Source organism: Nostoc sp. UIC 10630 (genome assembly GCF_010747425.1).
Classification (GTDB): domain Bacteria; phylum Cyanobacteriota; class Cyanobacteriia; order Cyanobacteriales; family Nostocaceae; genus Nostoc.
Window position 1 is genome coordinate 69,991 of the sequence record NZ_JAAGOG010000007.1, and the last position, 25,195, is coordinate 95,185.

Here is a 25,195-nt window from a genome sequence, read left to right on the forward strand (position 1 = left end):
TTCAGTTCAAGAATCCTACACTTTTTAAGCGTGGGAGTGTTAAATTAACTGAGCGTGATCGAGCATCTTTACCGAACCGAGAAGGAAGGCTCGACTTTTATGATTTTATTTGGCAACTCATCTTTTTACTCGTAAAATCGAAGACAAGATCAAGGTCAGTAGAAAAGAGTCCCTAAATTAATGAATACGTTAATCAGTCAGGGTGGAAGAGTTATCACCAAACCTCAGATGGTAGATCGAATAAATGATATCGGTTGGCAAGCTCACCAAGGGAGCGTTGCTGCGATTATTCAGTTATTAAATGAAAAGCTAGCCAAATCTGGTGTCAGAACTAGAGCCATTTTTTCTGATGGTGTTTTACAACTTCTGTGTGAGGCGGCTAGGATAGAGCAACTTGAGCAATCTCACCTCGTAGAACAAATCCAGCAAATTCTTGAGTCTATTGCTCCGCGCCACATTCGCCGAGTCAATATCAACAGTCGGATTGTTCGAGAACAACAATTACTATGGTTAAAAGAGATAGATAGCGATCGCGACAACCAATTGCTCTGGTCACAGGAAATCGCCTTAATTCAGCCTAATATTGTAAAGCAATTAATTAAAGATTTTACAGAAGCTCAAGCTGACTTAGGAAAACCAAATTTTCCTAAAACTCAAGTCTCTCGTCCTTTGGTACTTATTAACAAAGAAAAACATAGTAATACACCTAAAACCAAAGTATTAGCAGCTGCTGGTTTATGCTCACTGTTGTTACTTAGTTGGATTGTTTATGCCCAGTTAGGTGATAAACTGAAAAACCTAATGCAACCACAAACTTCCAAATCTTTAACTACAGAAAATACTAACCAGAGGAAAGCCCAAACATCATCTCGTGTTCCTAGCAATAGCTTTGATGAGCCATCTGATGACCCATTTGCAATATCTGTGCGAATTGCAAATCAAGCTTCTACATCTGGTAAAACAGCCACAAGCTCAACTCAATGGCTAGAGATCGCTGCTAAGTGGCAACGAGCTTCAGATTTAATGGGTACGGTGCCACAAAACCACAGCCGTTATCAGGAAGCTAAAATTCGGACTCAACTATATAAGAAATATAGTGAGGCGGCACAAAAAGAAGCAGATAAGAGTAAACTTTAGTACCGTTTTGTGTGAAATCGTAGCGTTTTTAAACGCACTAGGTAGCAAAGCTAAGTGCATAAGCGCTTCTCTACGAGACGCTACGCGTAGCTTGCTTCCACGAAGTGGTACGCCTTCGCGTAGGGTAGGGGCACAGAGTCTTGCCAAATTTAACTCGCTACGAATTAGTTAAATCTGTACTTGGTTTTTAACATCTCAATAACAACTTTAATAAATAGCCAATTCCTTGTACTAATGTGAGGATAGCTAATTCTAATTTAGACTTCCAAAAAATTAAATATTCAATAATTTATAATGATTATTAAAAGGCTACTATTTGGTAGTTTTTTAGTACTGCTTTTTATAGTAAATTTTGTAATGATATAATTTTAATATTTTTATATAATATAGAGATATTAAATTGCAAATTTTTATCTTAAGCGATTAGATATACATTAATTAGTAGTAAGATAATGCTGTTAGTTACAATTGGGAAAAATCGACCTTACTGTTAATAAAGTCGATTTAATCAAGCGGATTAATTCATGGAGTCAATCTCAAATCCAAAATGTGGTATTATCCCCTAACTTAGGAGTTCTCCTGTTTCTTGCAGGGAGTGCAAACGGCGGTAGATGCCTTCTTGATGCAAGAGTTCATCGTGGCTACCCACTTCTACAATCTTTCCTTGCTCCAAAACTACAATTTTATCTGCTTCTCGCACTGTACTTAAACGGTGGGCAATCACAATAGTGGTGCAAGTGCCCTGAATCGATCGCATCGCTAGCTGAATTGAACGCTCAGATTCATAATCTAAGCTAGAAGTGGCTTCGTCGAAAATCAGCACATCTGGTTCCACTAGCAACGCCCTTGCAATTCCTAACCGTTGTCTTTGTCCTCCAGATAACCTGACACCTCTTTCTCCTACAACGGTGTAATAACCTTTGGGTAACTGCTGCACTACTTCATCGACTCTGGCGATTCTACAAGCTTCCTGAACCTGCTCAAAACTAGCATGCCGCCTACCATAAGTGAGGTTATCTAATATAGTACCGTTGAAAACGTCTACTTCTTGGTGAACGATCGCTAGCCTTCGTCTATACTTACCCACATTCAAAGTGCTAATATCTTGACCATCAATCAGAATTTGACCTTCTTGAGGTTCAAAATATCGCAACAGCAATTTAACTAAAGTAGACTTACCAGAACCAGAACGCCCAACTAATGCCACTGTTTGGTATGGCTCAATCAACAAGTTAATATCTTGCAAAACTTGACGGTTGGCATCATATCCAAAACTGACGCGGGACAACTCAACTTTCCCAGTAAATTTATAGGGTGATTCTGTCTGGTTGCTCTCTTCTAAAAGACTAGCTGAATCAGATGGAATTGGCTCTTGGAGAAATTCGTGAAACCGCAGCATAGAAGAATAACGACGGGCAAAAAGTTCTCCCAATGTGCTAATAGGTTCTAATTCGGCATAAGCCATGCTAGAAAGAGTTAATGTCATGACAAAGTGACCGAGAGAAATTCTACCGTCTACTGTTGCTGCTAGAGTCAAACCCAAGATAGTAAACACGCAAAACTGAATTACAGTCCTTTGCCAAGTAGCCAGTTTCACATAACCTTTGTGAACGCGATACTCAACTACCATTAGCTCACGATCCAAACGTTGTTTTTGCCGCTTTAGTTCATGAGCTTCAGTAGCAAATGCTTTTACCGTTTTGATGTTGGTGATCAGTTCGGAATTACGGCTTTCCGTATCTTCTGAATATTTATCCAGAATAGTTTCATGCCAAATCAGGTGCTTTAAATCCTTCAAGCTAAAGCCAAGAATAACTACAAAGGAAATCAAATATAAAATCGCAATTCGCCACTCAATCACCAAGATAAACAAGAAAATTCCCAGTACCCGAACTAGTTTAGGAATTAACTGTCCGGCAACTTCGGGGTAAGTAAAAGTGTGGTTAGAAATACCTCTAGCTATTCTTCCAGCAATGCGTCCGGGGTTGTTTTCATCATAAAATTCTAGTGGGAGAGTGAGAATTTTTTCTACGGCTGTTTGGGCTTTCTGGCGACGCAACCTTAAGGATATATCCCAATGAAACCAATGGGTTAACCAAGGTTGGGTTGGCGCTTTGACTACGGTGACAACGAAAACTAAACCCAGTAATACACCCAAAGATAGAGTTTTATTAATAGGGTAATTAGTTATGTCTGAAAAAGTTGCTATCGCACTTTGAAGTGGTTTATCCAAAGGTTGATTAGACAAAACGTTTAAAATCTGCCCAATCGCATAAGGAACAACCAAATCAATAATTTCGTAAATGCTAGATGCTGTAATACTAAAAAGACTCAGCTTCCAGTCAGAGCGAAAGTAATTGACAATATCTTGAAATTTGGCCATGATGCACACCGTCCAAGAGCGCGATCGTGAGCTTGGAATTTGTATACTACAAGCGTATTACAAAGTAGTCAAGGGCTATTAGGTTTAAATCATTCTTTTTGAGTACTAGGCATTTGTGCTGGGATAAATTCTAGGCGATAGCGATAGAGAGCAACTGGTTGAGAATTAGCTTTAAAGTAATCTGGATCTTGGGGTGAAAGATAGACAGCAGTAACTTGATCTGCCTCAATTGCCGGATTAGCTGTTGGAAGTTTATGATAAGCAGTGGTAGATTCTACAGAGTTTAAATAGGGGCGTGAACCACCTTTGAATAATTGTTGAAACACTTCTGTGGTGATGAACTTGCCATCAGGAAGAGTTTCTGTAGCTCGTGCAGTCACAATGGAAACTAGTTGGCGACTGCTACGCAGGAATGTAATCTGACGATTAGGTGAATCTGGATCTACTTTGACTGATAACACTGCTTCATCCCCTAAATAAGCTCGTGCCAAATTCAAACTATTAAACGCTCTATCTGCCACCAAATTTGGGGATTTGTAATCTATCTGAGGAAATATTTTTAACCTAGAAATATCTGGTTGTTCTTTTACAAATCTTACTACAAAACTCACAGGCTGATTTAATTGTCGGCGATTACCTTCAAACCCTGGAGTTACGATATCTGGTGCTAAAGGTGCAGCTAAATCTATTAAAGTACTGGTAACTTGCCAATCACCAGCCATCCATTCAGGGTAAACCAAATCACCCGAAGCCGATTGCACTGAAGTTAGTTTTTCCCATTGGGGAAAATTTGCTAACCTTTCAGACAACTCACCTGCAAAAGCTTCGCCACTCCATAGTAGAAACGAAACAACCAAGCAAAAACTCCAAATCGACCTCATTGCAAGCATCGGTAGTGTTTGTTTAATATTTATTTGTTATGGAATAAAAATTTATCTCCAGAAAAATAATGCATTTGAGCTATTGCTCATTATCCAGCTAGCTAATCACACATTGAGCTATGATATCTAGTACATAAATTTTTCAGATATCATAATTGACCATTTGAAAAGTAATTATTACTAGTGTACAATTTCATAAAATGCTAATTATCTAATTCTATAGTATATCAATATATCAATACCATAAATTTTGGTGAGAGCTAAGTAATTTGCAAAATTAGGAAAATAATAAATGAATGCACGTCAAAATGAAGTTTGTTTGCTCTACTCCGAATCGGATAAAGCTATAGCAAGTCTCCTAGAAGATGCTTTAAATTATTATAGTATTAATGTTTGGAAAGCACAAAATATTTCCATAGGAAGTAAAATCATAAATCAAACAACAGAAATGCTAGATAAAGCTAAATTTGTTATAGTTTTATGGTCAAATAATTCTGTAAAATCTGCCTTATTGAAAAACTTGGCTTCGGAAGCAAAAAAAAATAATAAGATTCTGATTCCTGTATTAATTGAAAATATTAGAATCCCTGGAGAATTTTTAGATATTCAACCAGCTTATCTAGTAAATTGGGATGGAGATCACGAAAATGAACAAATTGTCAAACTTTGGAGACTCATCCAAGACAAAGTTTTGAAATATCGTAGTAAAAAAGTAGGTTTTAATCAATTTATCGCTATTTTCGGTCTAGTATTAACAGGATTAAGTGTAATTATTGCTATTACAACTCCAGAAGTTAGATGTTTTTTCAAACTCCAATGTTCCGAAAATACATCTAGCGAAAAAACTATAAAATCTTCTGAAGTTACCTCACAATCACCTGTTGAAACTGATTTGCCAAATCCGATTAAATCAACACCAACACCTCAGCCTATTATTGAAAATCCTTTACCAAATAAAACTTCTGCACCTACAGTTCCTGACAAGAATAACCCAAGTATTCAACAAGAAACAGTATCTCAACAATCGGTCGAAGTAGAAGGGTTTATTTTTAAACTTAAAAGCTGCAAAAGATTAAATGAAAATGTAAAATGTGATGTATTAATAACAAATACCCTCAAGGATAGAGAACTGAGGTTATATGGTAATTATACCTCTAAAAGAAGCAAATTTTTGGATTTAGAGGGTATTACATATCCTGCTGACTCAGTTGAAATTGATGCAATTAAAAATAATTATTACGTTAGTACACAACTTATCCAAAATGCTAATGTTAGGTTGAGTGTGAGTTTTATCGAAATTCCTTTACAAGTCAAGAAAATACAAGTGCTTAACATTCAAGCAGAAGGATTTGACTCACCTAAATCACTTAAAGATATTCAATTTCGTGACATCGTATTATCTAAATAATTGGTGATTGACGGTTTTCTCCAATTACCAATTATCTATATTAAATCTCTGCTGGTAAAGGTTCCCAAACTTCTCCATACTTCTCTTTTAGAGTCTCCCAAGTTTCCACCTGACCGGGTTCATATTCCCCCGGTTTCCCCCATTGTAAAAATAGGCTCAAAGCAGATTCTTGTTTCTCATCTAAAAAGCGAATTGCATAGGTTGTAAAGTTACCTCTTTTTGCCTCACCTGTTTCAAATTTCACCTGAGTGATTTTATCCATATTCAAGTGAAACTCAAAGCCTTCGGTGTGCATATTCGCATACTTACCTTTAGGCAATTCTGCATAAAATAACTTTTCTAGCTTACCTCTTGCTTCTAATACAGCAGCGCTGCTAGTCACAATTAAACGCAAAGTTCCCAAAGTCTCACAAGCTGCTAAAAATTCTTTCAATGTTGTGGTCATTTGTCATTTGTCCTTTGTCAATTATTATTTGTCGTTGGTTAAACGATGAGTACTAACTAATGCCCTATGCCCAATTCCCAATTCCCAATTCCTATTTTTCGTATTGTTCATAAGCAGCAACAATGCGTTGAACAAGAGGATGGCGCACGACATCTTTTTGGGAAAATTCGCAAAAGGCAATACCTTCAACGTGTTTTAAAATTTGTAAAGCCACTCCTAAACCTGATTGTTGGTGAAGTGGTAAATCTGTTTGTGTCATGTCGCCTGTAATCACCATCCGCGAACGGAAACCCAAACGAGTCAAAACCATTTTCATCTGAGCGGGTGTAGTATTTTGAGCCTCATCGACAATTATAAAGGCGTTATTTAGAGTGCGTCCTCGCATATAGGCAAGTGGCGCGACTTCAATTACACCGCGTTCCATTAAACTGGGTACTTTTTCTGGGTCGATGAATTCGTAAATAGCATCGTAAAGTGGGCGAAGATAGGGATTAACTTTCTGCTGTAAGTCTCCAGGCAAAAAACCAAGTTTTTCACCAGCTTCGACGGCAGGGCGAGTTAAAATTAGCTTTTCAACTTGATTGGCCAGGAGTGCTTGCACGGCAACAACAACGGCAAGATAAGTCTTGCCAGTACCAGCAGGCCCAATCCCAAAGGTGAGATCGCGCCTACGGAGTGCTTCGATATATTGACGCTGGCGAAAGGTTTTAGCACGGACTTCTTCACCCCGGCGACTTTTAGCAAGGACATCTCGCTGTAAATCTTGCAGTTCCCCTTGCCGATCGCTATCTATGGCTTGACGGGCTGTTAAAATATCGGCACTGGTGATGGTATTGCCTTTAATCCAGAGTTCTTCAAGCGATCGCACCAATCGAGAAGCCAGATCAATTTGCTCTTGATTACCAGAAATCATTAATTCCTGTCCGCGTAGCACTAAATTGGCTCCTGTTTGCCGAGATAGGATTTTGAGATTTTCTTCTCCATCTCCCCCAAGAGCGATCGCACTGGAAACATTCGGCAGCTGAATTGTGAAAGCACCTGCCATAGTATTTCTTAATTCGTAAGGATCTATTTTTGACAAAGGTTAATATTTTCTCGCCAAAGGCGAAATTACGCTTTTTTACTTACATTTTAGAAAAATTTTTGCAACAAATTATCGACACTGGTCAAAAAGAGGAAAAGGGGCTGGGGGGAGAATCCCTATAAATGAATGTATTGGCTCTGAAATAAGAATGTATTATTTCTCGTGTTACACATCTCGTTCGCGCAGCGTGCCGTAGGCATAATAAATACTTTTACTTTTGAGCATAAATAAATTTAGTTGCTCTCTAACCCTTGTATTAGGGTAATTTCAGTATATTTCTCCCTGCCCCCCTGCCTCTTCGGTGAAGAGTTCAAAAAAAGATCCAAAAATCTTTTTGCTACTTTCCATCTTTACAAAAATTCTGAGCGGAGGTAACTACAACCGCTCAGATTTGCTCTCTAGTTTTAACCTAGCGGAGGCGGGGTTTAACAATGGGTTTAGGCCCATCATTTCCACGCGCTTCTCTCCTAGTCGGCGGTGGCGATCGCTCTTCTGTGTCTTCATCAAAAGACATACCTTCGCGGCCCGGAGTGGTACTGCCGTAGATATCCAGGTATGCTGATTGCCCAGCTGCGGCTGCGGCTGCGGCAATTACTGTACGAATCGCCTGAATATTGCGTCCCCCTCGACCAAACACTTTCCCTTTATCTGTGCTTTCAAAGGCGATGCGAACCCAAACCCGGTTGAGGGCCTGAGAAATTTCACAATCGACACTTAAAGTCTCTGGAGATTCCAAAAATGGCTGCACCAAAAACCGAACCAGATCAACATAGTTGGGACTGGCTGTTGGCAATTTTGTTCCGAAATTATGATGCGGCTGTTGCACTGACCTGTTCAAAAACATTAGCTTTTACTAGAATGCGACGTACGGTGTCAGTGGGTTGAGCGCCTTGTTGTAGTCGCTTGACGATACCGGGAACGTCTAATCGCACTTCATCAGTTCTGGGGTTATAAAATCCCAATTCTTCTAGGGGACGGCCATCGCGGCGAGCGAGGTTGTTAATGGCGACAATGCGGTAACTTGCTTCCCGTTTTTTACCGAATCGCTTCAAGCGCAGTTTGATCATGTTGAAGAATCGTTCTCCTGTTTAGATATTATTTAGCAACTAGTGGGTGAGGAAGCAACCTAAATCTGGCTGTTGCCGAGAAATAGAGGGTTAGTTTCCTCTGCTGATAAATTCTGAGGTCGAAATGCTAATTTTAGCACTGCCTAGCATTTGCTGCTATTAGTCCTTTGTCATTTGTTCTTTGTCATTGGTTAATGACTAAAGATTACCGAAGCCTTTTTTCTTTTTCTCTTTGGTTTTTTTCTTTTTCGTGCCTGCATCACCACCATAACCCCGCCATCCGGGGGCTGCGGGACGATTACCTGCCCCTGCGAAGGCGTTGCCCATACCGCCGCCACCGCCGAACATTCCTGGCATTCCAGGGAAGCCACCTTGACCCATTTGCTGCATGAGCGATCGCATTTTTTGGAAATCACCCACCAATTTAGTCACATCTGACTCTCTATAACCGGAGCCAGCAGCAATCCGCCGCCGCCGACTGGGAGAACTGGCTAATAAATCGGGGTCGTGGCGTTCTTGGCGAGTCATGGAGTTAATCATCGCCTCACAGCGCTTTAGCTGGGTTTCTCCTTGCTTGAGTTGGTCGTCTGAGAGCTTGTTCATCCCTGGGATCATCTTGATGAAGCCTCCCAGAGAACCCATATTCTTCAGCATCCGCAACTGCTTGAGAAAGTCTGTAAAGTCAAACTTTGCTGACAGGATTTTCTCCTGCATTTTCTCAGCATCGGCTAAATCGAACTCTTCCTGGGCTTTTTCTACTAGGGTTAGCACATCGCCCATTCCCAAAATTCGGGATGCCATGCGATCGGGATAAAAGGGTTGCAGTGCCTCGACTTTCTCACCCACGCCCACAAATTTAATCGGCGCTCCCGAAATCTTTCGCACTGACAGCGCTGCACCACCACGGCTATCACCATCCATTTTGGTGAGAATCGCCCCAGTAATTCCGATCTGCTCATGGAAGGTGCGAGTCAGATTTGCTGCCTCTTGACCAGTCATCGCGTCCACCACCAACAGAGTTTCATGGGGTTGGACAGTTGCTTTGATGCGGGCTAATTCCGCCATCATATCTTCGTCAATTTGCAAGCGACCAGCAGTATCAATAATTACTGTGTTTACACCCTCTGCCCTAGCGCGTTCTACGCCCTGTCGAGCAATTTCTACGGGATCGGCATCGCTTCCTAGTTCAAATACTGGTACGTCAATTTGCTTACCCAACGTTAGCAACTGATCGATCGCGGCAGGGCGATATACGTCTGTCGCCACCAACAAACAGCTACGATCTAATTTTCTCAGATGTAAGGCTAACTTAGCGGTAGCTGTGGTTTTACCAGTACCTTGCAAACCAGCCATCAACACAATAGTAGGCTTTTCCTGGGCTTCTGCGATGGGAACATTTTCCTCTCCCATCACCTCCACCAGTTCATCGTGAACAATTTTGATGAACTGTTGGTCAGGTCGCACGCCGGTAACTACCTCGGCTCCCTGGGCTTTGGCTTCGACTTCGCTAATAAAATCTTTGACTACCTGGAGATTGACATCTGCCTCCAACAAGGCGCGGCGCACTTCGCGCAATGCATCTTGAATGTTGGATTGAGAAATTTTGTCCTGTCCCCGCAGTTTTTTCCAGGCGGCTTCTAAACGGTCAGATAGAGCATCAAACATAATGTAATTACAGGTAGTTCGCCAATGAGGAATCTTAAACCGCCGATAAATGCGATTCCGAATTTCCGCTAAATTTTAAACGTGCTATTTACCAGCTTAGTAGTTTTCACCGCGACTGTAGCAACCAGATACCTACCTTTATAGAAGATTGAGCTTAAAGTACAATGAGGCGAAGAAGGGCTATTGTACAGCGAGAACCTACATCACATATCGCTATGACTAGCAACACACTGCTTCAACCCACAGAAATCGTCCACCTATCGGGTATCAGTTGGCAAACATACGAAAACTTGCTAACTGAACTTAGTGCTAGTCGCCGCCTCCGGCTTACTTACAATCGAGGTACTTTAGAAATCATGGTTCCTTCACCTGAACATGAGAGTTATAAAAAAGTCTTGGGTCGATTTGTTGAAACTCTAGCGGAAGAATTAGAAGTCAATATCCAACCCCTTGGTTCTACTACTTTCAAGCGTCCAGAACTGAGTGGTGCAGAACCAGATGAATGCTTTTACATTAGAAATATCCAGTTAATCAAGGGCAAAAAAAGAATAAATTTGCAACAAGATCCGCCGCCAGATTTGGTAGTAGAAATCGATATTACTAGCAGTTCTAAAAATCGCTTTGAAGTCTATGCTGATATGGGTGTGCCCGAAATCTGGCGATATGATGGCAATTCTTTTAGTATTAACGTTTTACAAAATCAGAAATATATATCTGTTGAACAAAGTTTAGCATTTCCCAATCTGCCATTAACAGAAATTTCTAATTTTTTAGAGCAGGTGGGAGAAAAAGATTATTTGGAATTAGTTAAAGAATTTCGCCAATGGGTTAAAAGCCAAATTTAATATTAAAATAGCAAATTAATTTAGATAGATGTCGCAGCGAATCAAAGTATATTCATACTCGATCTACCACTCGTCAAATTCATATATTGGTATTGCTCTTGCGGAAAAAGCATTGCAGGGTTTACCTGTTGATATTGAACGAAGACCAATCTACATACCGAAAGAGCGAGGTATAAAGGTTGTTGATTTACAAGGACGAAGTGAAAGCGCTTTGTTATCGTCGTATCACAAAGAAGATTGTTTGCGGTGGGCGAAAAAGTACGGCATTGAAATTCGGCTCAAGGAACTTGAAGAATTTGGTCGGTGGGTCAAGCGCTGGGAAAAAATGAAATTTGGTCGGGAAGAACTTCCTGCAAGAGCGTATTACGCTGCTTGTGGAACTGGGAAGGAGCATCTGCTGGATGCAGCTTTTTTTCGAGCGACGTACATCGATTTACTTGATGTTAACGATGAGTCTGTGATTAGGAAAGTTGCAAATGATGTTGGGTTGAATGGCGATCGCATTCTTGAGTTAATCTACGGGGAAGCAGCCAAACAAGCAGCAGTAGCAGCTTTGGCAGAATACGAACGGTTTGGCTGTCCCGGAGTCCCGACTTGGGTAGTCGAAGGCGAGAGATTTTGGGGAAAAGATCGCGTTGATTGGGTTGCCGAAAAGGTAAAGCAATTATGTAATACAACTGCTACCAAAACAGTAATGTGTGCCGAGTGATAATTTGTCAAGTGAGTCGGCAAAAATCATCACTTTGCCTCTTTGCTTATTCCTGGTCTAACCCCTTAACTAGCTACTGATTTTCTAGTTGTAACTTGACAAATCGGCAACTCAACCACAAACTCTGTACCTTTGCCAAGTTCAGATTGGCAGTAGATTTTGCCGTTATGTTTCTCTGTTACTATCTGGTAGCTGATAGATAGTCCCAGTCCTGTGCCTTTACCGACAACCTTGGTAGTAAAAAATGGATCGAACAGTCGAGAGAGGACTTTTTCATCTATGCCGAGTCCATTATCGGCTATGCGAATTACAATCCAGTCTTTATTGAGCAGAGAGGTAGAAATTCGGATTTTGCTGGGGTTTTTTGCCAGTCCTTCAGAAGATTCCTGCGTGATTCGTTCTTCTAGAGCATCAATGGCATTGGACAGCAAATTCATAAATACCTGATTCAACTGACCGGGATAGCATTCTATCAGAGGTAACTTACCATAGTCTTTGCTCACATGAATGGTGAGGCTATCACCTGAAGGCTTCAAGCGGTTTTGCAAAATCATCAATGTACTGTCGATGCCTTCATGAATGTTTGCTGGCTTGAAATCGGCTTCGTCTAAACGTGAGAAGTTCCGTAAAGAGGTGACAATTTCACAAATCCGCTCAGTGCCAACCTGCATGGATTGGAATAATTTAGGTAAGTCGTCGACCAAATACTCTATTTCGGCTTTTTTGAAAAACTCTTTGATTTCTGGTGCGGCATCAGGATAATGATGCCAATAAAGCTGCACATAGCGAAGCAATTCTTGCGTGTATTGGTGGGCGTGTTCTAAGTTGCCATGGATGAAATTAATCGGGTTATTAATTTCATGGGCAACTCCCGCTACCAGTTGCCCCAAGCTGGCCATTTTTTCAGCGTGGATAATTTGCATTTGGGCAGTCCGCAGTTCATTTAGAGTCTGCGCGAGTTGATTCGCTTCTTCACGAGTTTGACCAAGCAAACTAGATTGTTGAAACAAGTTGGCTTGACGCAGCGCTACACTCAGTTGAGCCGCCACTTGGGTGACAAATTCCAATTCCGCTTCTTCCCAATGACGTGTATGGGTGCATTGGTGAATGCACAACAACCCCCACAGTTCATCACCTTCCATCAATGGCACAATAATCTGTGCTTTGACTTGGAATCGCTCAATCACATCAAGATGAGGTACTTTGGAGCCAACGCTGTTGACATCAGATATAACTTGCACTTGCCCTTGGCGATATTGCGGTGCATATTGATCGCCAAAGCAATAGTCTTGCACCTTCACAGCGAGAGCAGAATCGAATTTGGGTAACACATCTTCAGCAATAAATTCACCACTGCAAAAACCGACGTTCGGATCGAAGCGGAAGATGCCGACTCGATCTGTATTCAGCGATCGCCGCACTTCCTGTACTGTAGTCTTAAGGATTGTCTCTAAATCTAACGATTCCCGAATTTTGACGACCAAATCAAACAAGATCCGGCGCTGTTCAGCCGATTGTTGCAGTTCATCAGCACGAGTTTGAATTTGAGTCACCATTTGAGAACTTTGCAGTGCTACTCCCAGTTGGCTCGCAACCTGTCCCAAAAATTCCACTTCCACACTATCCCACTGGCGCGGTGCAGAATGTTGATAGGCAGCCAGCAATCCCCACAAATTCCGTCCTACAAAAATTGGGGTTAACGCATAAGCACGAATCTTGAACTGCTCCAAAATCTCAAGGTGACAGCGCGAGTGTCCAGCTTGGTAAATATCCTCTACAGCAAAATTTTCATTGTTGCGGTAGCGTCCGCCTTTGGTTTCTTGGAGGTGGGTATCCTCCCAAACGAGATTTTTGCCAAAGGGATTGATGCTGTCCCACTGTGCCTCAACCATGCCGAAATTACTCACGAATTCACCACTCCAATCTTCATTGAAGCGATAAACGCCAACTCGCTCAACTCGCAGCAGTTTGCACACTTCTTGGCAAGTAGTTTTTAGGATTAAATCAATATTGAGAGAGGAGCGAATTTTACCGACTACTTCAGTTAGTGCCCGTTGGCGAGCGATCGCATCTTTGAGAGCAACTGCCTGTTGTTTCGACTGAGCCAAATTCTCGGCTTGCTGAATCGCCACTCCCAATTGCGCCCCTACCTGTGCCAGGAACTCCACTTCGTAATTTGCCCATTGGCGCGGCCCGGAGTGTTGATAGGCTGCTATCAGTCCCCACAGTTTTGGGCCGATGAAGATGGGTGCTAAGGTATATGCCCGAATCTTGAATTGCTCCAGAATATCGATGTGACAACGCGAGTGTCCGGCTTGGTAGATGTCGTTAACAACAAAACTTTCGTTATTGCGGTAGCGTCCACCTTTGGTTTCTTGGAGGTGGGTATCTTGCCAAACTAGATTTTTGCCAAAAGGATGAATTCTGTGCCATTGTGCCTCTACCATCCCGAATTGGCTGACAAATTCGCCGCTCCAATCTTCATTAAAGCGATAAATTGCTGCCCGCTCTAACTTCAGGAGTTTGCAGAGTTCCTGACAGGCAGTGTCTAGAATAATTTCGGGATTCACAGAGGAGCGAATATTTCCTACCACTTCCGTCAAGGCACGTTGCCGTGCGATCGCATCTTGCAGTTCTGCTGTGCGTTGTTTAGTCTGTTCTAAATTTTCTGCTTGCTGCATTGCCACACCAAGATGACTGGCAGCTTGGGCAAAAAATTCGACTTCGTGAGGATACCATTGCCGAGGAGCCGAGTGTTGATAGGCTGCAAGCATTCCCCATAATTTTGCACCAATAAAAATCGGTGCGATCGCATAGGCCCGAATCTGAAACTGTTCTAATACTTCAATATGACAACGAGCGTGCCCTGCATCGTAAATGTCAGTCACAGCAAACGGCTCATTTTTGCGATATCGCCCTCCCTGAGTTTCTTGCAAATGCGAATCTTGCCACACCAAGTCCTGTCCAAAGGCAGTCAATGCATCCCAAGGATGTTCTGCAAAGCCAAAACGATTAATAAAACTACCGCTCCAGTCAGTGTTGAAGCGGTAGATTGCAACTCGCTCAATCTTTAATTGCCGACAAATATCTTGACAAGAAGTCGAACAGATGGATTCTATATTTACAGAAGCGCGAATCTTAGCCAGAATTCTCGCCAATATTTTTTGGTACTGAACCGTCAACTGTAGCTGTTTGTGACACTCTTGCAGGTCTAATAAGTTCGACGTTTCAGGACTGTTTGTTATCATAAAGTATAAAGAAACTGAAATACCTACTTTTAGTATTCCCTTCTTTATTTTTCAGATTATAGGTTGAGATGACTATTTATAAAGTAAATCTTAAATATAGGAATCTGGTTTGATTTTGGTTCGCGTAGCGTAGCTATACTTACGTGGGAAGGCAAGAGGCAATAGGCAATAGTCAAGAAGGCTTTTTGAGTTGTACGGAGTTTTTTCACGCAATCAAATATGAGTTCTATTGCGTATGTTAGCGATAGCGTAACGCACCGTGTTAAATAGGGGCGCGTTAGGCACTTTGATGAAATTTTATGATTGAGTTGCTGTCGGTTTAGAACGCTGTTGTTGGTAAAAACGGACAACTTTCTGCACATACTCAGCAGTGAAACCTTTGTTGCAACCTGTATAGCTACCAGTCATCCACCAACAAGCTGCGCCACGCACAGATGCAATTTCATTATTGTTGGTGGCGCGAAACTGATTGGTTAACTCACGGCGGGTAATGCAAGAGACAACTTGGCGAGCGATCGCAGGATTGTTTTCAAACTGTGTCGGTGTTAGTTCTCGTTTGAGACAAGTTCTTGTCCAGCCTTTGAGGGTTTCTGGTTTCACTTGCCATTCACTGTAATATCCATCGTTGGGATTTTTTGTCTGCGGTGCAGCCTGTCGCAATGCTTCTACCATCGCCGCAACTTGAGCATCAGAAAACGATACTGGCTGCTGTGCTTGAGCTAATAATGGCAATAGTCCGAAGCTGACAATAACTCCGTTGAGTAGTAATCCTATAGGGTTTTTTATCATTAGGTAACATCCTGACTTAACAAAGCATTATGGACAGATTAGCGACTAGCCCTTTCAAGGTGACTCGTAAAATCTCTTATTTTTTCTCAGCGCTCTCTGTGACTCTGCGGTTTATAATTTTTTGAACCACAGAGGCGCAGAGGACACAGAGTAAAGAGTTATTCACCAAAATTTTTACCACTTTTAAAGGTTAGATTAACGACCTACTAAATTTTCTATAGTATCGGCATCATTCGGTAATGCGGCTGTTAAAACTTCGCTACCTTCTGCGGTAACTAAAACATCATCTTCAATGCGAATTCCGCGCACATCGGCAAATTCAGATAAACGTTGCCAGTTGACCACATTCTGATATTTTGAGCGAACATTGGCATCATTTAAAATTGCTGGCACTTGATAAAAACCAGGCTCAATTGTAACTAACATTCCTGGACGCAGGGGACGATTTAAGCGGAGGTAGCTTAAGCCAAAGCGATCGCTCCTTTTCCGTCCTTCTTCATACCCCGCTAAATCTCCCAAATCTTCCATATCATGGACATCTAAACCCAGTAGATGACCGATACCATGAGGGAAAAACAGCGCGTGGGCATCCATCTCTACTAAATATTGGGGATTCCCTTGGAAAATGCCTAACTCTACTAAACCTTCAGCTATAACTGTGGCAGCTAATAGATGAATATCCTCATACTCTACACCAGGCTGTATTCTGGCAATGCAAGCATCATGAGCCTCCAGCACTACATTATAAATATCTCTTTGGGTAGATGAAAACTTACCAGAAACTGGCCATGTGCGAGTGACATCACCTGCCCAACCCATCTCAGTTTCAGCGCCAACATCGGCAAGTAGTAAATCACCTGGTTGCAAGGGGTGGTGATAGTGTTCGTTATGCAAAACTTCGCCGTGAACGGTGACAATACTGTTGTAAGAGGTGGTCATATTATGGGCAATAATTACCCCTTCCATCGCTGCGCGAACTTCTGCTTCTAGTTTGGCTTGAGGTGTTGCTGCCATCCCAGCTTTGTGTGCTTCAACAGTGACAGCAGCAGCTTTTCGCAACTCGGTTAATGCAGCTTCATCGTGAGTGAGGCGGATAGAAGCGATCGCTTTAGCTAAATCTAAGTCAATTCCTTGGGGAGGACTTTGGGGTAAAACCCATCTATTTAATAGCTGCGATTGTTGCGTCCATGTCGCTGCATCTTGTACAGCAAGTGTGACAGCATCTTCTACCCAAGACTCTAATTCTGTCATTGGTCGAGCCACATCTGCCCCAATCTTCTGGGCTATTTCATTGCGCGTTGGCATTTCTCCATGCCAAAGGGTGCTACTAGGTGATGGATCGTCCATAAATAGTTCTAGCTTGCCCCCTTCTAAACGAATTGCCGCATTTGATAATGGCAGTCCGGCAAAATAGAGAAAATGACTGTTAGCGCGAAATGGAAAGGGATTTGCTGGAAAGTTGCGAGGACTGTTGCTACCTGACCACAGAATTACGGGAAAGCTAATGAGGTTTGCTAATTTTTGCCGTCGCAGGCGTAAACAATCGGTGAGGGAAGTAGAAGTTTGTGGGATAAGCATAAATGGAAACCCAAGGTTATAGTTTTGCCTTTATTTAAGTAAGTCGGCGCAATTAAAGCTAACTGGCTAAGGCTGTCATTTGTCCTTTGTCACTTGTACTGAGTTTCGACTACGCGGTAGTTGCGCGCAGTCGTACCCCTCCGGGGAAGCAAGCTACGCGTAGCGTCTCGCAGAGAAGTATTGGTCATTAGTAAGGGTTTTAAGCGCCAACTTATTTAGTCGTTATCATCTTTCTCGTCTTTCTCGTCGTGTTTATCATCTTTGTGATCGTTATTTTTGTCATCATCATCATCATCTTTGTCGTTCTGGTTAGGCTGTTGGTTAGGTTGTACGACTGGTTTTTGTTGCTCTGTTGGTGCAAGTGGCTGTGGTACTTCAACAGCACAACTAACTAATCCTCCAGAAATTAGCGCTAAGTTGACAGCAGCAAAGATGCTTCTAAAGATTTTTATCCCCATATTTCCGTTTTGCTTAGACATTGACCCTAGTTTTTGGAGATTGTATTCCTAATTTATAAGGTACTGTATATGGCGATTTCCATTTTGATGTAACAGCATGGTTGTGTGCCCTTATGAACCAGTGGCTCTATTCCACATCGAAAACTCCTATAGACTAATACGCTTGGGTTAAAGCTATAAATTTTTGTCTTTGGAACAAGGCGCAGAGGATACAGAGAGAAACATATAAATGCTTAAATGAACTCTAGTGCGCTTTAGACGCGTAGCAATGGGCTTAAAAATAATCTTAACTATTGGCATAAATCTCTAACACACTCCTGATAAGTATATTGCTGTCTAATTTTTAGGGTGACTCTAATGGGACAAATCATTACTCAGGTTGATGCTTTTACCAATAGACCTTTCGCAGGAAATCCTGCTGCTGTCTGTGTTTTGCCTACTCACCAAAATGAGCGCTGGATGCAAAATGTAGCGCAGGAGATGAATTTATCTGAGACAGCTTTTCTATTTAGACAGGATGATGGCTTCAATCTGCGTTGGTTTACGCCGACGATAGAAGTACCTCTTTGTGGTCACGCAACCTTAGCTAGTGCCCATGTACTTTGGTCAGAGGGGCATTTGTCAGAGAATCAAGTTGCGCGGTTCTACACCAAAAGCGGAGTGCTGATTGCTAAATTGCAAGGTGAGTGGATTGAGTTAGATTTTCCTGTGAATCACTCACAAGAAACAGTCGCTCCACGAGAACTCAAGCAAGCTTTGGGTGTACCTTACAAATCTGTTTTTTTAAATTCTTTTGGCTATTTAGTGGAATTGGAATCTGAAGATTTGGTACGGCAAGTACAGCCAAATTTTCAAATATTAAAAACTTTGCCTATTTCTGAAATCATTGTCACCAGCCTTACCGACTCTGATTCGGAATATGATTTCGTCTCTCGTTTATTTGCACCGGGTTTAGGAATTGATGAAGACCCTGTAACTGGGGCTACCCATTGCTGTCTTGCTCCCTTCTGGCGCGATCGCTTACACAAAGATGAGTTATTGGCTTATCAAGCATCTCGTCGCGGTGGAGTGGTAAAAGTACGCTATGACGGAGGCGATCGCGTTTTTCTGGCTGGACAAGCGGTAACTGTTCTGCGAGGTGAGTTATTTACCATTTGAAGGAGGCAGGTGGCAGAAGGCAGGAGGCAGGAGGTTTTGTTCAGAAGGGCATTCTGGACCCCTCCTAGCCAAAACAATGGCATTGTCAGGCGATACAATGGCATTGTTAGTTGATGCAATGGCATTGTCAGGCGATGCAATGGCATTGTCAGTTGATGCAATCACATTGTCAGTCGATGCAATGGCAATATTTAGTTTTAAAATGTCTACTAAAAATACAAATAATCGAAATCTGGTTGCATCTCGTGACTGGCCAATCGAGCAATTACCTGGACTAAGCCACGACGAACAATCACAACTGCAAAATTGTGGGATTGATACCACAGTAGCGCTAGTCAAACAAGGAAAGACTCTAGAGGCACGGCTGGCGTTAGCAAATAAATTACAGATTCATCTTCAGTATGTAAATAAATGGATGGCTTTAGCTGACTTGGCGCGTATTCCTAGTGTAGGCATACAATATTGTGGTTTATTGCTCCACGCAGGTATTGGTTCCGTGGCACAGTTGGCACAGACTCCCACTCATCGATTGCACCAACAAATTATGCGCTTGCAAGTAGCAACAATGCAGCGACGAGATTTGTGTCCAGCAATTGAGCTAGTACAACAGTGGAGTCAGCAAGCGCAAGCAATTAGGTGATTGGGGATTGGGGATTGGGGATTGAGGAAACTACCCAGTACCCAGTACCTAGTACCCAGTCCCTAATCCTTAGCTAAAACACCATTAAGGAAAATATCAGCAAGTCCTTCAGCCATTTCTTGCATTTGTTGGGGGGAAGCGTCAGGTTCGATGAGGGTATTGTTAGAAAAACCTGCGATCGCAAACATTCCCAAGAAGACTTTAGCAACTAGCTTTGCATCCATTTTGCGATAAATGCCTTTATCCATAGCTGTTTGAAAGAATGCTTCGCCGACATCGGTCATTTTGGTAATGACTTCTAATTGAATGCGATCGCGCAAATCGGGATGAAACTGCACCTCCATAAAACAAACGCGCATCAAATCGGCATTTTTTTGAAAGTTCCACATCCGGCGACGCATCACTTGAGCTACAGCTTTATAGCTGCCCATTTCACTTAATTCTGTTAGCAAATCTGTTAAAATTTCTACCCAGCCACTCGTGGCTACTTCTACTAAAATTGCTTTTTTATTGGGAAAATGACGAAATAAAGTGCCTTCAGCTACACCTGCCGCCTGCGCTAAATCACGGGTGGTAGTGCCGTCAAATCCCTGAGAAGCAAACAGCCGTTGTGCTGCCTGTAAAATTCGGGTGCGCGTCTGAGCCTCTGAGGGTGGGGAAGAATTAAAAACTCGCATAACAGTTATGGTGAAATGTGCGGAACACGATTTGTAGCATTATTGTCTAACGTCAAGTAAAAAAGCTCAACAAGCTTAATACAACATTAACGTCCTTTTGCTAAGTATCCTGTTTCTCAGGTAGTGTAACTTTATCTTAATTTTTGCTTATGAACCAGATCAGTCGGTCATTTTTGGATTTTAGATTGGGGATTTTGCAGGACTTACGCACTCAAAGCCTAAAAATTAGATCCCCCCTAACCCACGCCAGTCGCTCCACTTGGGGAGACCCCAGACGCTCGATGACTCGCTACCGCTTCGCTATCGCGCAGCGTCTCGCAGAGAAGACCGCGCTGGCTCCCCTTAAAAAGGGGGGGATCTCAAAAGCCCCCTTTTTAAGGGGGTTGGGGGATCTCTTCTGTGTAACTTCTGTATCTGTCATATTACGGCGGTTGTTTGTCACTTTGTTGGCTTTGATCGTTTTCTGGTGGGGATTGCTACCAGAAATTGCTCTGGCTCAAACTCAAATTGCACCTCCTCAAGAAACCAAAACTCAAACTCCACCAGTTCAAAGTTCAATTCAACCTTATCTGGATCGAGTCATTAAACAATTAACGGAGTTTCGCCTCGACAATGGTCTAAAATTCCTTGTCTTAGAACGGCATCAAGCACCTGTGGTTTCTTTCCTGACTTATGCAAATGTTGGTGGTGTGGATGAGCCAGATGGTAAAACCGGTGTAGCTCACTTTCTGGAACATTTGGCGTTTAAAGGTACAACGCGCATTGGTACACAAGACTACAAAGCAGAAAAACCTCTACTAGATAAATTGCAGCAGTTAGATACTCAAATTAAAGCAGCGAAAGCCGACGGCAAAAAAGATGAGGTTGCGCGGTTAGAAACTGAGTTTAAGCAAGTAGAATCACAAGCAGGTAAGCTTGTCAAGCAAAACGAATTGGGACAAATTGTCGAACAAGCAGGAGGTGTGGGTTTAAATGCCAATACTTCAACCGAAGCTACCCGTTATTTTTACAGTTTTCCTGCCAATAAGCTGGAACTGTGGATGTCATTGGAGTCAGAACGATTTCTTGATCCGGTAATTCGTCGTGAGTTTTATAAAGAGAAAGATGTAATTTTAGAAGAACGACGGATGCGGATAGAGAATTCACCCATTGGACAAATGGTGGAAAAGTTTATTGATACTGCTTACAAAGTCCATCCATACAAGCGTCCGGTGATTGGTTATGACCAAGATATCCGCAATCTGACACCAGATGATGTCCAGAATTTCTTTGATACTCACTACGTACCAAGTAATTTAGCGATCGCTATTGTTGGAGATGTTAACCCAGCTGAGGTGAAAAAACTGGCGCAAACTTATTTTGGCCGCTATAAAGCAAAAACCAAAGCTGTTGAACAAATTCCGGTGGAACCGCCACAAAAACAAACACAAGAAGTTACTTTACAACTACCTTCTCAACCCTGGTATTTAGAAGGTTATCATCGTCCGGCAGTTACCCATCCAGATAATGCAACCTATGAAATCATTGGCAGTTTATTAAGTGATGGGCGCACGTCCCGCTTGTATAAGTCTTTGGTAGAAAAACAGCGTTTGGCGCTAAATGCTCAAGGTTACAGTGGATTCCCTGGAGATAAGTATCCAAACCTAATATTTTTCTATGCTCTTACGGCTCCTGGTCATACAGTTGATGAAGTAGCGGTGGCCTTGCGCCAAGAAATTGACAAATTAAAAACTGAGCCTGTCGCGGCGGTTGATTTGGAACGGGTGAAAACCCAAGCACGGGCGGGTTTGCTGCGTACCCTCGATTCAAATATGGGGATGGCTCAACAATTATTGGAATATGAGGTGAAAACTGGCTCTTGGCGGAATTTGTTTAAGCAGTTGGATGATATTTCGGCGGTAACGACGGCTGATATTGTACGAGTGGCGAAGGAGACGTTTACGCCGGGAAATCGCACGATTGGGAAGTTGTTGTCGAAGGAAGGATAAGAGAAACGAACCGTAAAGGGCGCAAAGGAAGAGAGATATGCAAAGGTACAAGGTGAAGGGTAAAAGGCGGATGGCGTTGAAAATCAAAAATGGGAAGGGGTTAATTTATGCGTTGGTTGCTGTTTTTGCGTGTTTACTTTTAACTTGTAATTTTTCTCTGGCGGCGACGACTGAGGCAAAGCATTATAGTGAGTTGCAGCTGCCACCGTTACCTGAGATTAAAATACCGAAATATGAACGGTTTGTTCTCCAAAATGGCTTGGTTGTCTATTTGATGGAGGACCACGAATTGCCGTTGGTGAATGGGACGGCGTTTGTGCGGACAGGAAATCGCTTGGAACCAATGGAGAAAGTTGGGTTAGCTGGTTTTACAGGCGCGGTAATGCGAACTGGGGGAACTAAGCAACATTCGGCTGATGAACTCAACGAAATGTTGGAACAACGAGCGGCATCTGTAGAAGCTAGTATTGGTGAAAGCTCTGGTAGTGCTAGCTTTGATGCATTGAGTGAAGATTTAGAAACGGTGTTTGGGCTATTTGCCGAGGTACTGCGATCGCCAGCATTTGCTCAAGAAAAGCTAGACTTGGCTAAGACGCAAGCGAAAGGTGGCATTGCCCGTCGTAATGATAATCCAGATGGAATTGCTAGTCGAGAATTTAAGAAATTGATCTATGGGAAAGATAGTCCATACTCTCGCACCATAGAGTATGCAACGGTGGATAAGGTTGAACGTGAGGATTTGCTCAACTTTTATCAGCAATATTTCCACCCCAATAATATAATTTTGGGGATTGTGGGGGATTTTGACTCTAAGAAAATGCGATCGCTCATTCAAGCTAAGTTTGGGGGCTGGAATCGCAACCCAGGTATTGCCAAACCCAAATTACCATCAGTTTCGCCAGCTAACACAGGCGGAGTCTTTTTTGTCAATCAGCCACAATTAACCCAAAGTAGTGTGCTTCTCGGCCATTTAGGCGGACGGTTTGACAGTCCCGATTATGCAGCGCTGGATGTATTAAATGGGGTGTTAAATGGATTTGGTGGACGCTTATTTAATGAATTGCGATCGCGCCAAGGTTTAGCTTACTCTGTTTATGGCGAGTGGAGTCCCCGCTACGACTATCCTGGGATATTTGTTGCTGGTGGACAAACGCGATCGGATGCTACCGTGCAGTTTGTCAAAGCCTTACAAGCTGAAATCAAGCGCATTCAAACTCAAAGAGTGCCAGCAAAAGAACTGGCTTTTGCCAAAGAGTCTACACTCAACTCCTTTGTATTCAACTTTCAAGACCCCAGCCAAACCTTATCAAGGTTGATGCGATACGAATATTACGGCTATCCGGCTGATTTTCTCTTTCGCTATCAAAAAGCCGTCGCCGCCACCACAGCTGCTGACGTGCAACGGGTAGCACGAGAATACCTCAAGCCAGAAAAGCTTGTAACTCTAGTGGTGGGGAATCAAACCGCCATTCAACCGCCATTGACGCAGTTAGCAGCAACGGTGACACCAATAGATGTAACGATTCCTGGTTCGCAACCACAGGCGAAGAATTAATCCAAATTGCGATCGTAACAATAAGTAGAGACGCGATAAATCGCGTCTCTACTCATTTAGGGAGACAAATAAGATCAGAATATAAATCATCTCTTTTAAAGACGAAAATCCTTTAGTTATGTCTTGAAAATTAGCTTTAAAAAGTTAAATGACTAAAATTTTATTGCAAAATACAAATGATGGAGTCTGGATTTTTAGCTTAATGTTATCTCAGACTAGATCAATTAATATCACTAGATTTTGGGAGGTACATCAATAGTCATGATCTTAATATCTAACCTGCATCCTAATAGTGACGTGAATCTGCTCACCGAACTAACCGATTGGGAAATGAGAACTGTAGAGGGTGGAAGAAGAAGAAGATCAAGAAGAGACGATGAAGATACTTCTGGCGCGCTTTCAAGGGAAAATGTAAAAGAGACTGTTAATGATTGGTTAAGTAACATAGAACAGCAAATAGTAGACCTACGGCAACAACTGACTGGTTTACAATAATTGTGAACAATCAGAATTTTATAGTCATTAAGCTCGTGCGCTCTTAGATAAATTAAGAGCGCACGATTTTTGTTTACAGATGTTTGCAATTGATTGAATACACAACTCTATACTTTTATTAAAGTCAGTCTAGCCCTGTCGAATATCATGCCTATCTACACAGGATTTCACAAGTCTGAAAACTTTCATACGGTACTTTGATGAAATACACCCCTCTCGTCTCCAAGGTTCGTGACAGAGCAGGTGAAGTATTTTTGTATTTCACAAACTTGAAATATACTAATCAGCGACCAATGCGGTTCAGTTAAAGCTAAAAACTAAAAATGGTGTAGGTTGGGTTGAGGAACGAAACCCAACAAAGCCTTGATAATGTTGGGTTTCACTGTTGATCAACCCAACCTACTATTCTTCTTAACCCAAGCGTATTGATTTATGAAAAGTTAGACTCTCGACTTATCAAAGAAGTTTGTAATCTTTAGATCGCTAATTTTTACAAAAAAATAGGATGTTTTCTAAACATTTTTTGAATAAAAATAAAGCCATCAATAAAGACGTAACCCATTGATTTATGTCTTACAAATCAGGCTTACAAGCTTGATTTTTATAAAATTTATGAATAAAAATGGAATCAGCAGTTAAGCAATACACAGCTTAATCGCTGCCAAAGTCTCTTCAAATGGGACGAATTATTGTAGGAGAAAATTATGGCTAGTATCGCTCTTTCACAACTAAATACCACTGGTTCTGAACTGTTCCAAGATTCTGAAAGCTTCCTCAACGACCTGAACAATGTAGATTCCATCACTATTTATGGTGGTGGTGATGGTGATGTTTCTGATGTTGGCGAAGGTATAGACCCACTATTAGCTTACGGTATTAAGGGACAAGAATTTGCATTATTAGCCTTTGGAGCTAGCTTGACTGCACACATCGTCAAGTCCTTCAGCGATGCTGATACTTGGATTTAATTTGTAGTTTACTACTG

General features: G+C 42.0%; 22 protein-coding genes. 10 read left to right on the plus strand and 12 right to left on the minus strand.

Features of this window, described 5'->3' with window-relative positions; all coding sequences use genetic code 11:
• Positions 1 to 180 precede the first annotated feature (180 nt).
• Entirely contained in the window at positions 181 to 1,137 is a 957-nt protein-coding gene (locus G1O98_RS03895; RefSeq protein WP_163927372.1) for a hypothetical protein, read from the plus strand.
• Between the two features lie 562 nt (positions 1,138 to 1,699).
• Here G1O98_RS03895 and G1O98_RS03900 read toward each other — a convergent pair.
• Both G1O98_RS03900 and G1O98_RS03905 read right to left on the minus strand, forming a co-directional pair.
• Positions 1,700 to 3,520: an ABC transporter ATP-binding protein gene (locus tag G1O98_RS03900; protein ID WP_163927373.1), complete on the minus strand. Its 1,821-nt coding sequence runs from the start codon at positions 3,518 to 3,520 to the stop codon at positions 1,700 to 1,702.
• Between the two features lie 89 nt (positions 3,521 to 3,609).
• A complete protein-coding gene (locus G1O98_RS03905) occupies positions 3,610 to 4,410 on the minus strand; it encodes a DUF6816 family protein (RefSeq protein WP_163927374.1) in 801 nt (266 codons plus the stop codon).
• Between the two features lie 283 nt (positions 4,411 to 4,693).
• Between G1O98_RS03905 and G1O98_RS03910 the strand changes: the two genes are divergently transcribed.
• Positions 4,694 to 5,809: a toll/interleukin-1 receptor domain-containing protein gene (locus tag G1O98_RS03910; protein WP_163927375.1), complete on the plus strand. Its 1,116-nt coding sequence runs from the start codon at positions 4,694 to 4,696 to the stop codon at positions 5,807 to 5,809.
• Positions 5,810 to 5,849: 40 nt separating this feature from the next.
• Here G1O98_RS03910 and G1O98_RS03915 read toward each other — a convergent pair whose 3' ends face one another.
• The 5 genes from G1O98_RS03915 to ffh all read right to left on the minus strand — a co-directional run bounded on the left by G1O98_RS03915 (position 5,850) and on the right by ffh (position 10,070).
• Complete coding sequence (locus tag G1O98_RS03915) at positions 5,850 to 6,254, minus strand: ChuX/HutX family heme-like substrate-binding protein (protein ID WP_163927376.1); 405 nt, start codon at positions 6,252 to 6,254, stop codon at positions 5,850 to 5,852.
• A gap of 91 nt (positions 6,255 to 6,345) precedes the next feature.
• Positions 6,346 to 7,299 (minus strand): PhoH family protein, encoded by a 954-nt coding sequence (locus G1O98_RS03920; protein WP_163927377.1) that lies wholly within the window; start codon positions 7,297 to 7,299, stop codon positions 6,346 to 6,348.
• A 448-nt stretch (positions 7,300 to 7,747) separates the two neighbouring features.
• A complete protein-coding gene (locus G1O98_RS03925; RefSeq protein ID WP_163927378.1) occupies positions 7,748 to 8,182 on the minus strand; it encodes a KH domain-containing protein in 435 nt (144 codons plus the stop codon).
• Entirely contained in the window at positions 8,145 to 8,405 is a 261-nt protein-coding gene (rpsP, locus tag G1O98_RS03930) for a 30S ribosomal protein S16 (protein ID WP_012409382.1), read from the minus strand. Before rpsP ends, G1O98_RS03925 begins: the two co-directional genes overlap by 38 nt.
• A gap of 198 nt (positions 8,406 to 8,603) precedes the next feature.
• Entirely contained in the window at positions 8,604 to 10,070 is a 1,467-nt protein-coding gene (gene ffh / locus G1O98_RS03935; RefSeq protein ID WP_012409381.1) for a signal recognition particle protein, read from the minus strand.
• 215 nt (positions 10,071 to 10,285) lie between these two features.
• Between ffh and G1O98_RS03940 the strand changes: the two genes are divergently transcribed.
• Together G1O98_RS03940 and G1O98_RS03945 are read left to right on the plus strand one after the other, a co-directional pair.
• Entirely contained in the window at positions 10,286 to 10,915 is a 630-nt protein-coding gene (locus tag G1O98_RS03940; protein ID WP_163927379.1) for a Uma2 family endonuclease, read from the plus strand.
• 28 nt (positions 10,916 to 10,943) lie between these two features.
• Positions 10,944 to 11,624, plus strand: coding sequence for a 2-hydroxychromene-2-carboxylate isomerase (locus tag G1O98_RS03945; RefSeq protein WP_163927380.1), 681 nt, complete (start codon positions 10,944 to 10,946; stop codon positions 11,622 to 11,624).
• 65 nt (positions 11,625 to 11,689) lie between these two features.
• Here G1O98_RS03945 and G1O98_RS03950 read toward each other — a convergent pair whose 3' ends face one another.
• The 4 genes from G1O98_RS03950 to G1O98_RS03965 form a co-directional block, all read right to left on the minus strand.
• The gene (locus G1O98_RS03950) at positions 11,690 to 14,872 is read right to left on the minus strand and encodes a GAF domain-containing protein (RefSeq protein ID WP_163927381.1); all 3,183 of its coding nucleotides are present in this window, start codon (positions 14,870 to 14,872) and stop codon (positions 11,690 to 11,692) included.
• A 297-nt stretch (positions 14,873 to 15,169) separates the two neighbouring features.
• Positions 15,170 to 15,661: a hypothetical protein gene (locus G1O98_RS03955; RefSeq protein ID WP_175586514.1), complete on the minus strand. Its 492-nt coding sequence runs from the start codon at positions 15,659 to 15,661 to the stop codon at positions 15,170 to 15,172.
• 195 nt (positions 15,662 to 15,856) lie between these two features.
• Positions 15,857 to 17,239: an aminopeptidase P family protein gene (locus G1O98_RS03960; protein ID WP_163927382.1), complete on the minus strand. Its 1,383-nt coding sequence runs from the start codon at positions 17,237 to 17,239 to the stop codon at positions 15,857 to 15,859.
• 215 nt (positions 17,240 to 17,454) lie between these two features.
• A complete protein-coding gene (locus G1O98_RS03965; RefSeq protein ID WP_163927383.1) occupies positions 17,455 to 17,718 on the minus strand; it encodes a hypothetical protein in 264 nt (87 codons plus the stop codon).
• Between the two features lie 336 nt (positions 17,719 to 18,054).
• Between G1O98_RS03965 and G1O98_RS03970 the strand changes: the two genes are divergently transcribed.
• Both G1O98_RS03970 and G1O98_RS03975 read left to right on the plus strand, forming a co-directional pair.
• Positions 18,055 to 18,855 (plus strand): PhzF family phenazine biosynthesis protein, encoded by an 801-nt coding sequence (locus tag G1O98_RS03970; RefSeq protein WP_163927384.1) that lies wholly within the window; start codon positions 18,055 to 18,057, stop codon positions 18,853 to 18,855.
• Between the two features lie 202 nt (positions 18,856 to 19,057).
• Positions 19,058 to 19,495, plus strand: coding sequence for a DUF4332 domain-containing protein (locus tag G1O98_RS03975; RefSeq protein WP_163927394.1), 438 nt, complete (start codon positions 19,058 to 19,060; stop codon positions 19,493 to 19,495).
• Between the two features lie 62 nt (positions 19,496 to 19,557).
• Here the strand turns inward: G1O98_RS03975 and G1O98_RS03980 are convergent, their stop codons facing one another.
• Positions 19,558 to 20,172, minus strand: coding sequence for a TetR/AcrR family transcriptional regulator (locus G1O98_RS03980; RefSeq protein ID WP_012409372.1), 615 nt, complete (start codon positions 20,170 to 20,172; stop codon positions 19,558 to 19,560).
• Between the two features lie 149 nt (positions 20,173 to 20,321).
• On the opposite strand from G1O98_RS03980, the gene G1O98_RS03985 reads away from it, so the two are divergent.
• The 4 genes from G1O98_RS03985 (at position 20,322) to G1O98_RS04000 (ending at position 25,178) form a co-directional block, all read left to right on the plus strand.
• Positions 20,322 to 22,160, plus strand: a complete 1,839-nt coding sequence (locus tag G1O98_RS03985; protein ID WP_243458338.1) for a pitrilysin family protein — start codon at positions 20,322 to 20,324, stop codon at positions 22,158 to 22,160.
• 70 nt (positions 22,161 to 22,230) lie between these two features.
• Positions 22,231 to 23,715: a pitrilysin family protein gene (locus G1O98_RS03990; RefSeq protein ID WP_175586519.1), complete on the plus strand. Its 1,485-nt coding sequence runs from the start codon at positions 22,231 to 22,233 to the stop codon at positions 23,713 to 23,715.
• A gap of 261 nt (positions 23,716 to 23,976) precedes the next feature.
• Positions 23,977 to 24,210, plus strand: a complete 234-nt coding sequence (locus G1O98_RS03995) for a hypothetical protein (RefSeq protein ID WP_163927386.1) — start codon at positions 23,977 to 23,979, stop codon at positions 24,208 to 24,210.
• 704 nt (positions 24,211 to 24,914) lie between these two features.
• The gene (locus tag G1O98_RS04000) at positions 24,915 to 25,178 is read left to right on the plus strand and encodes a hypothetical protein (RefSeq protein WP_163927387.1); all 264 of its coding nucleotides are present in this window, start codon (positions 24,915 to 24,917) and stop codon (positions 25,176 to 25,178) included.
• Positions 25,179 to 25,195: the final 17 nt, after the last annotated feature.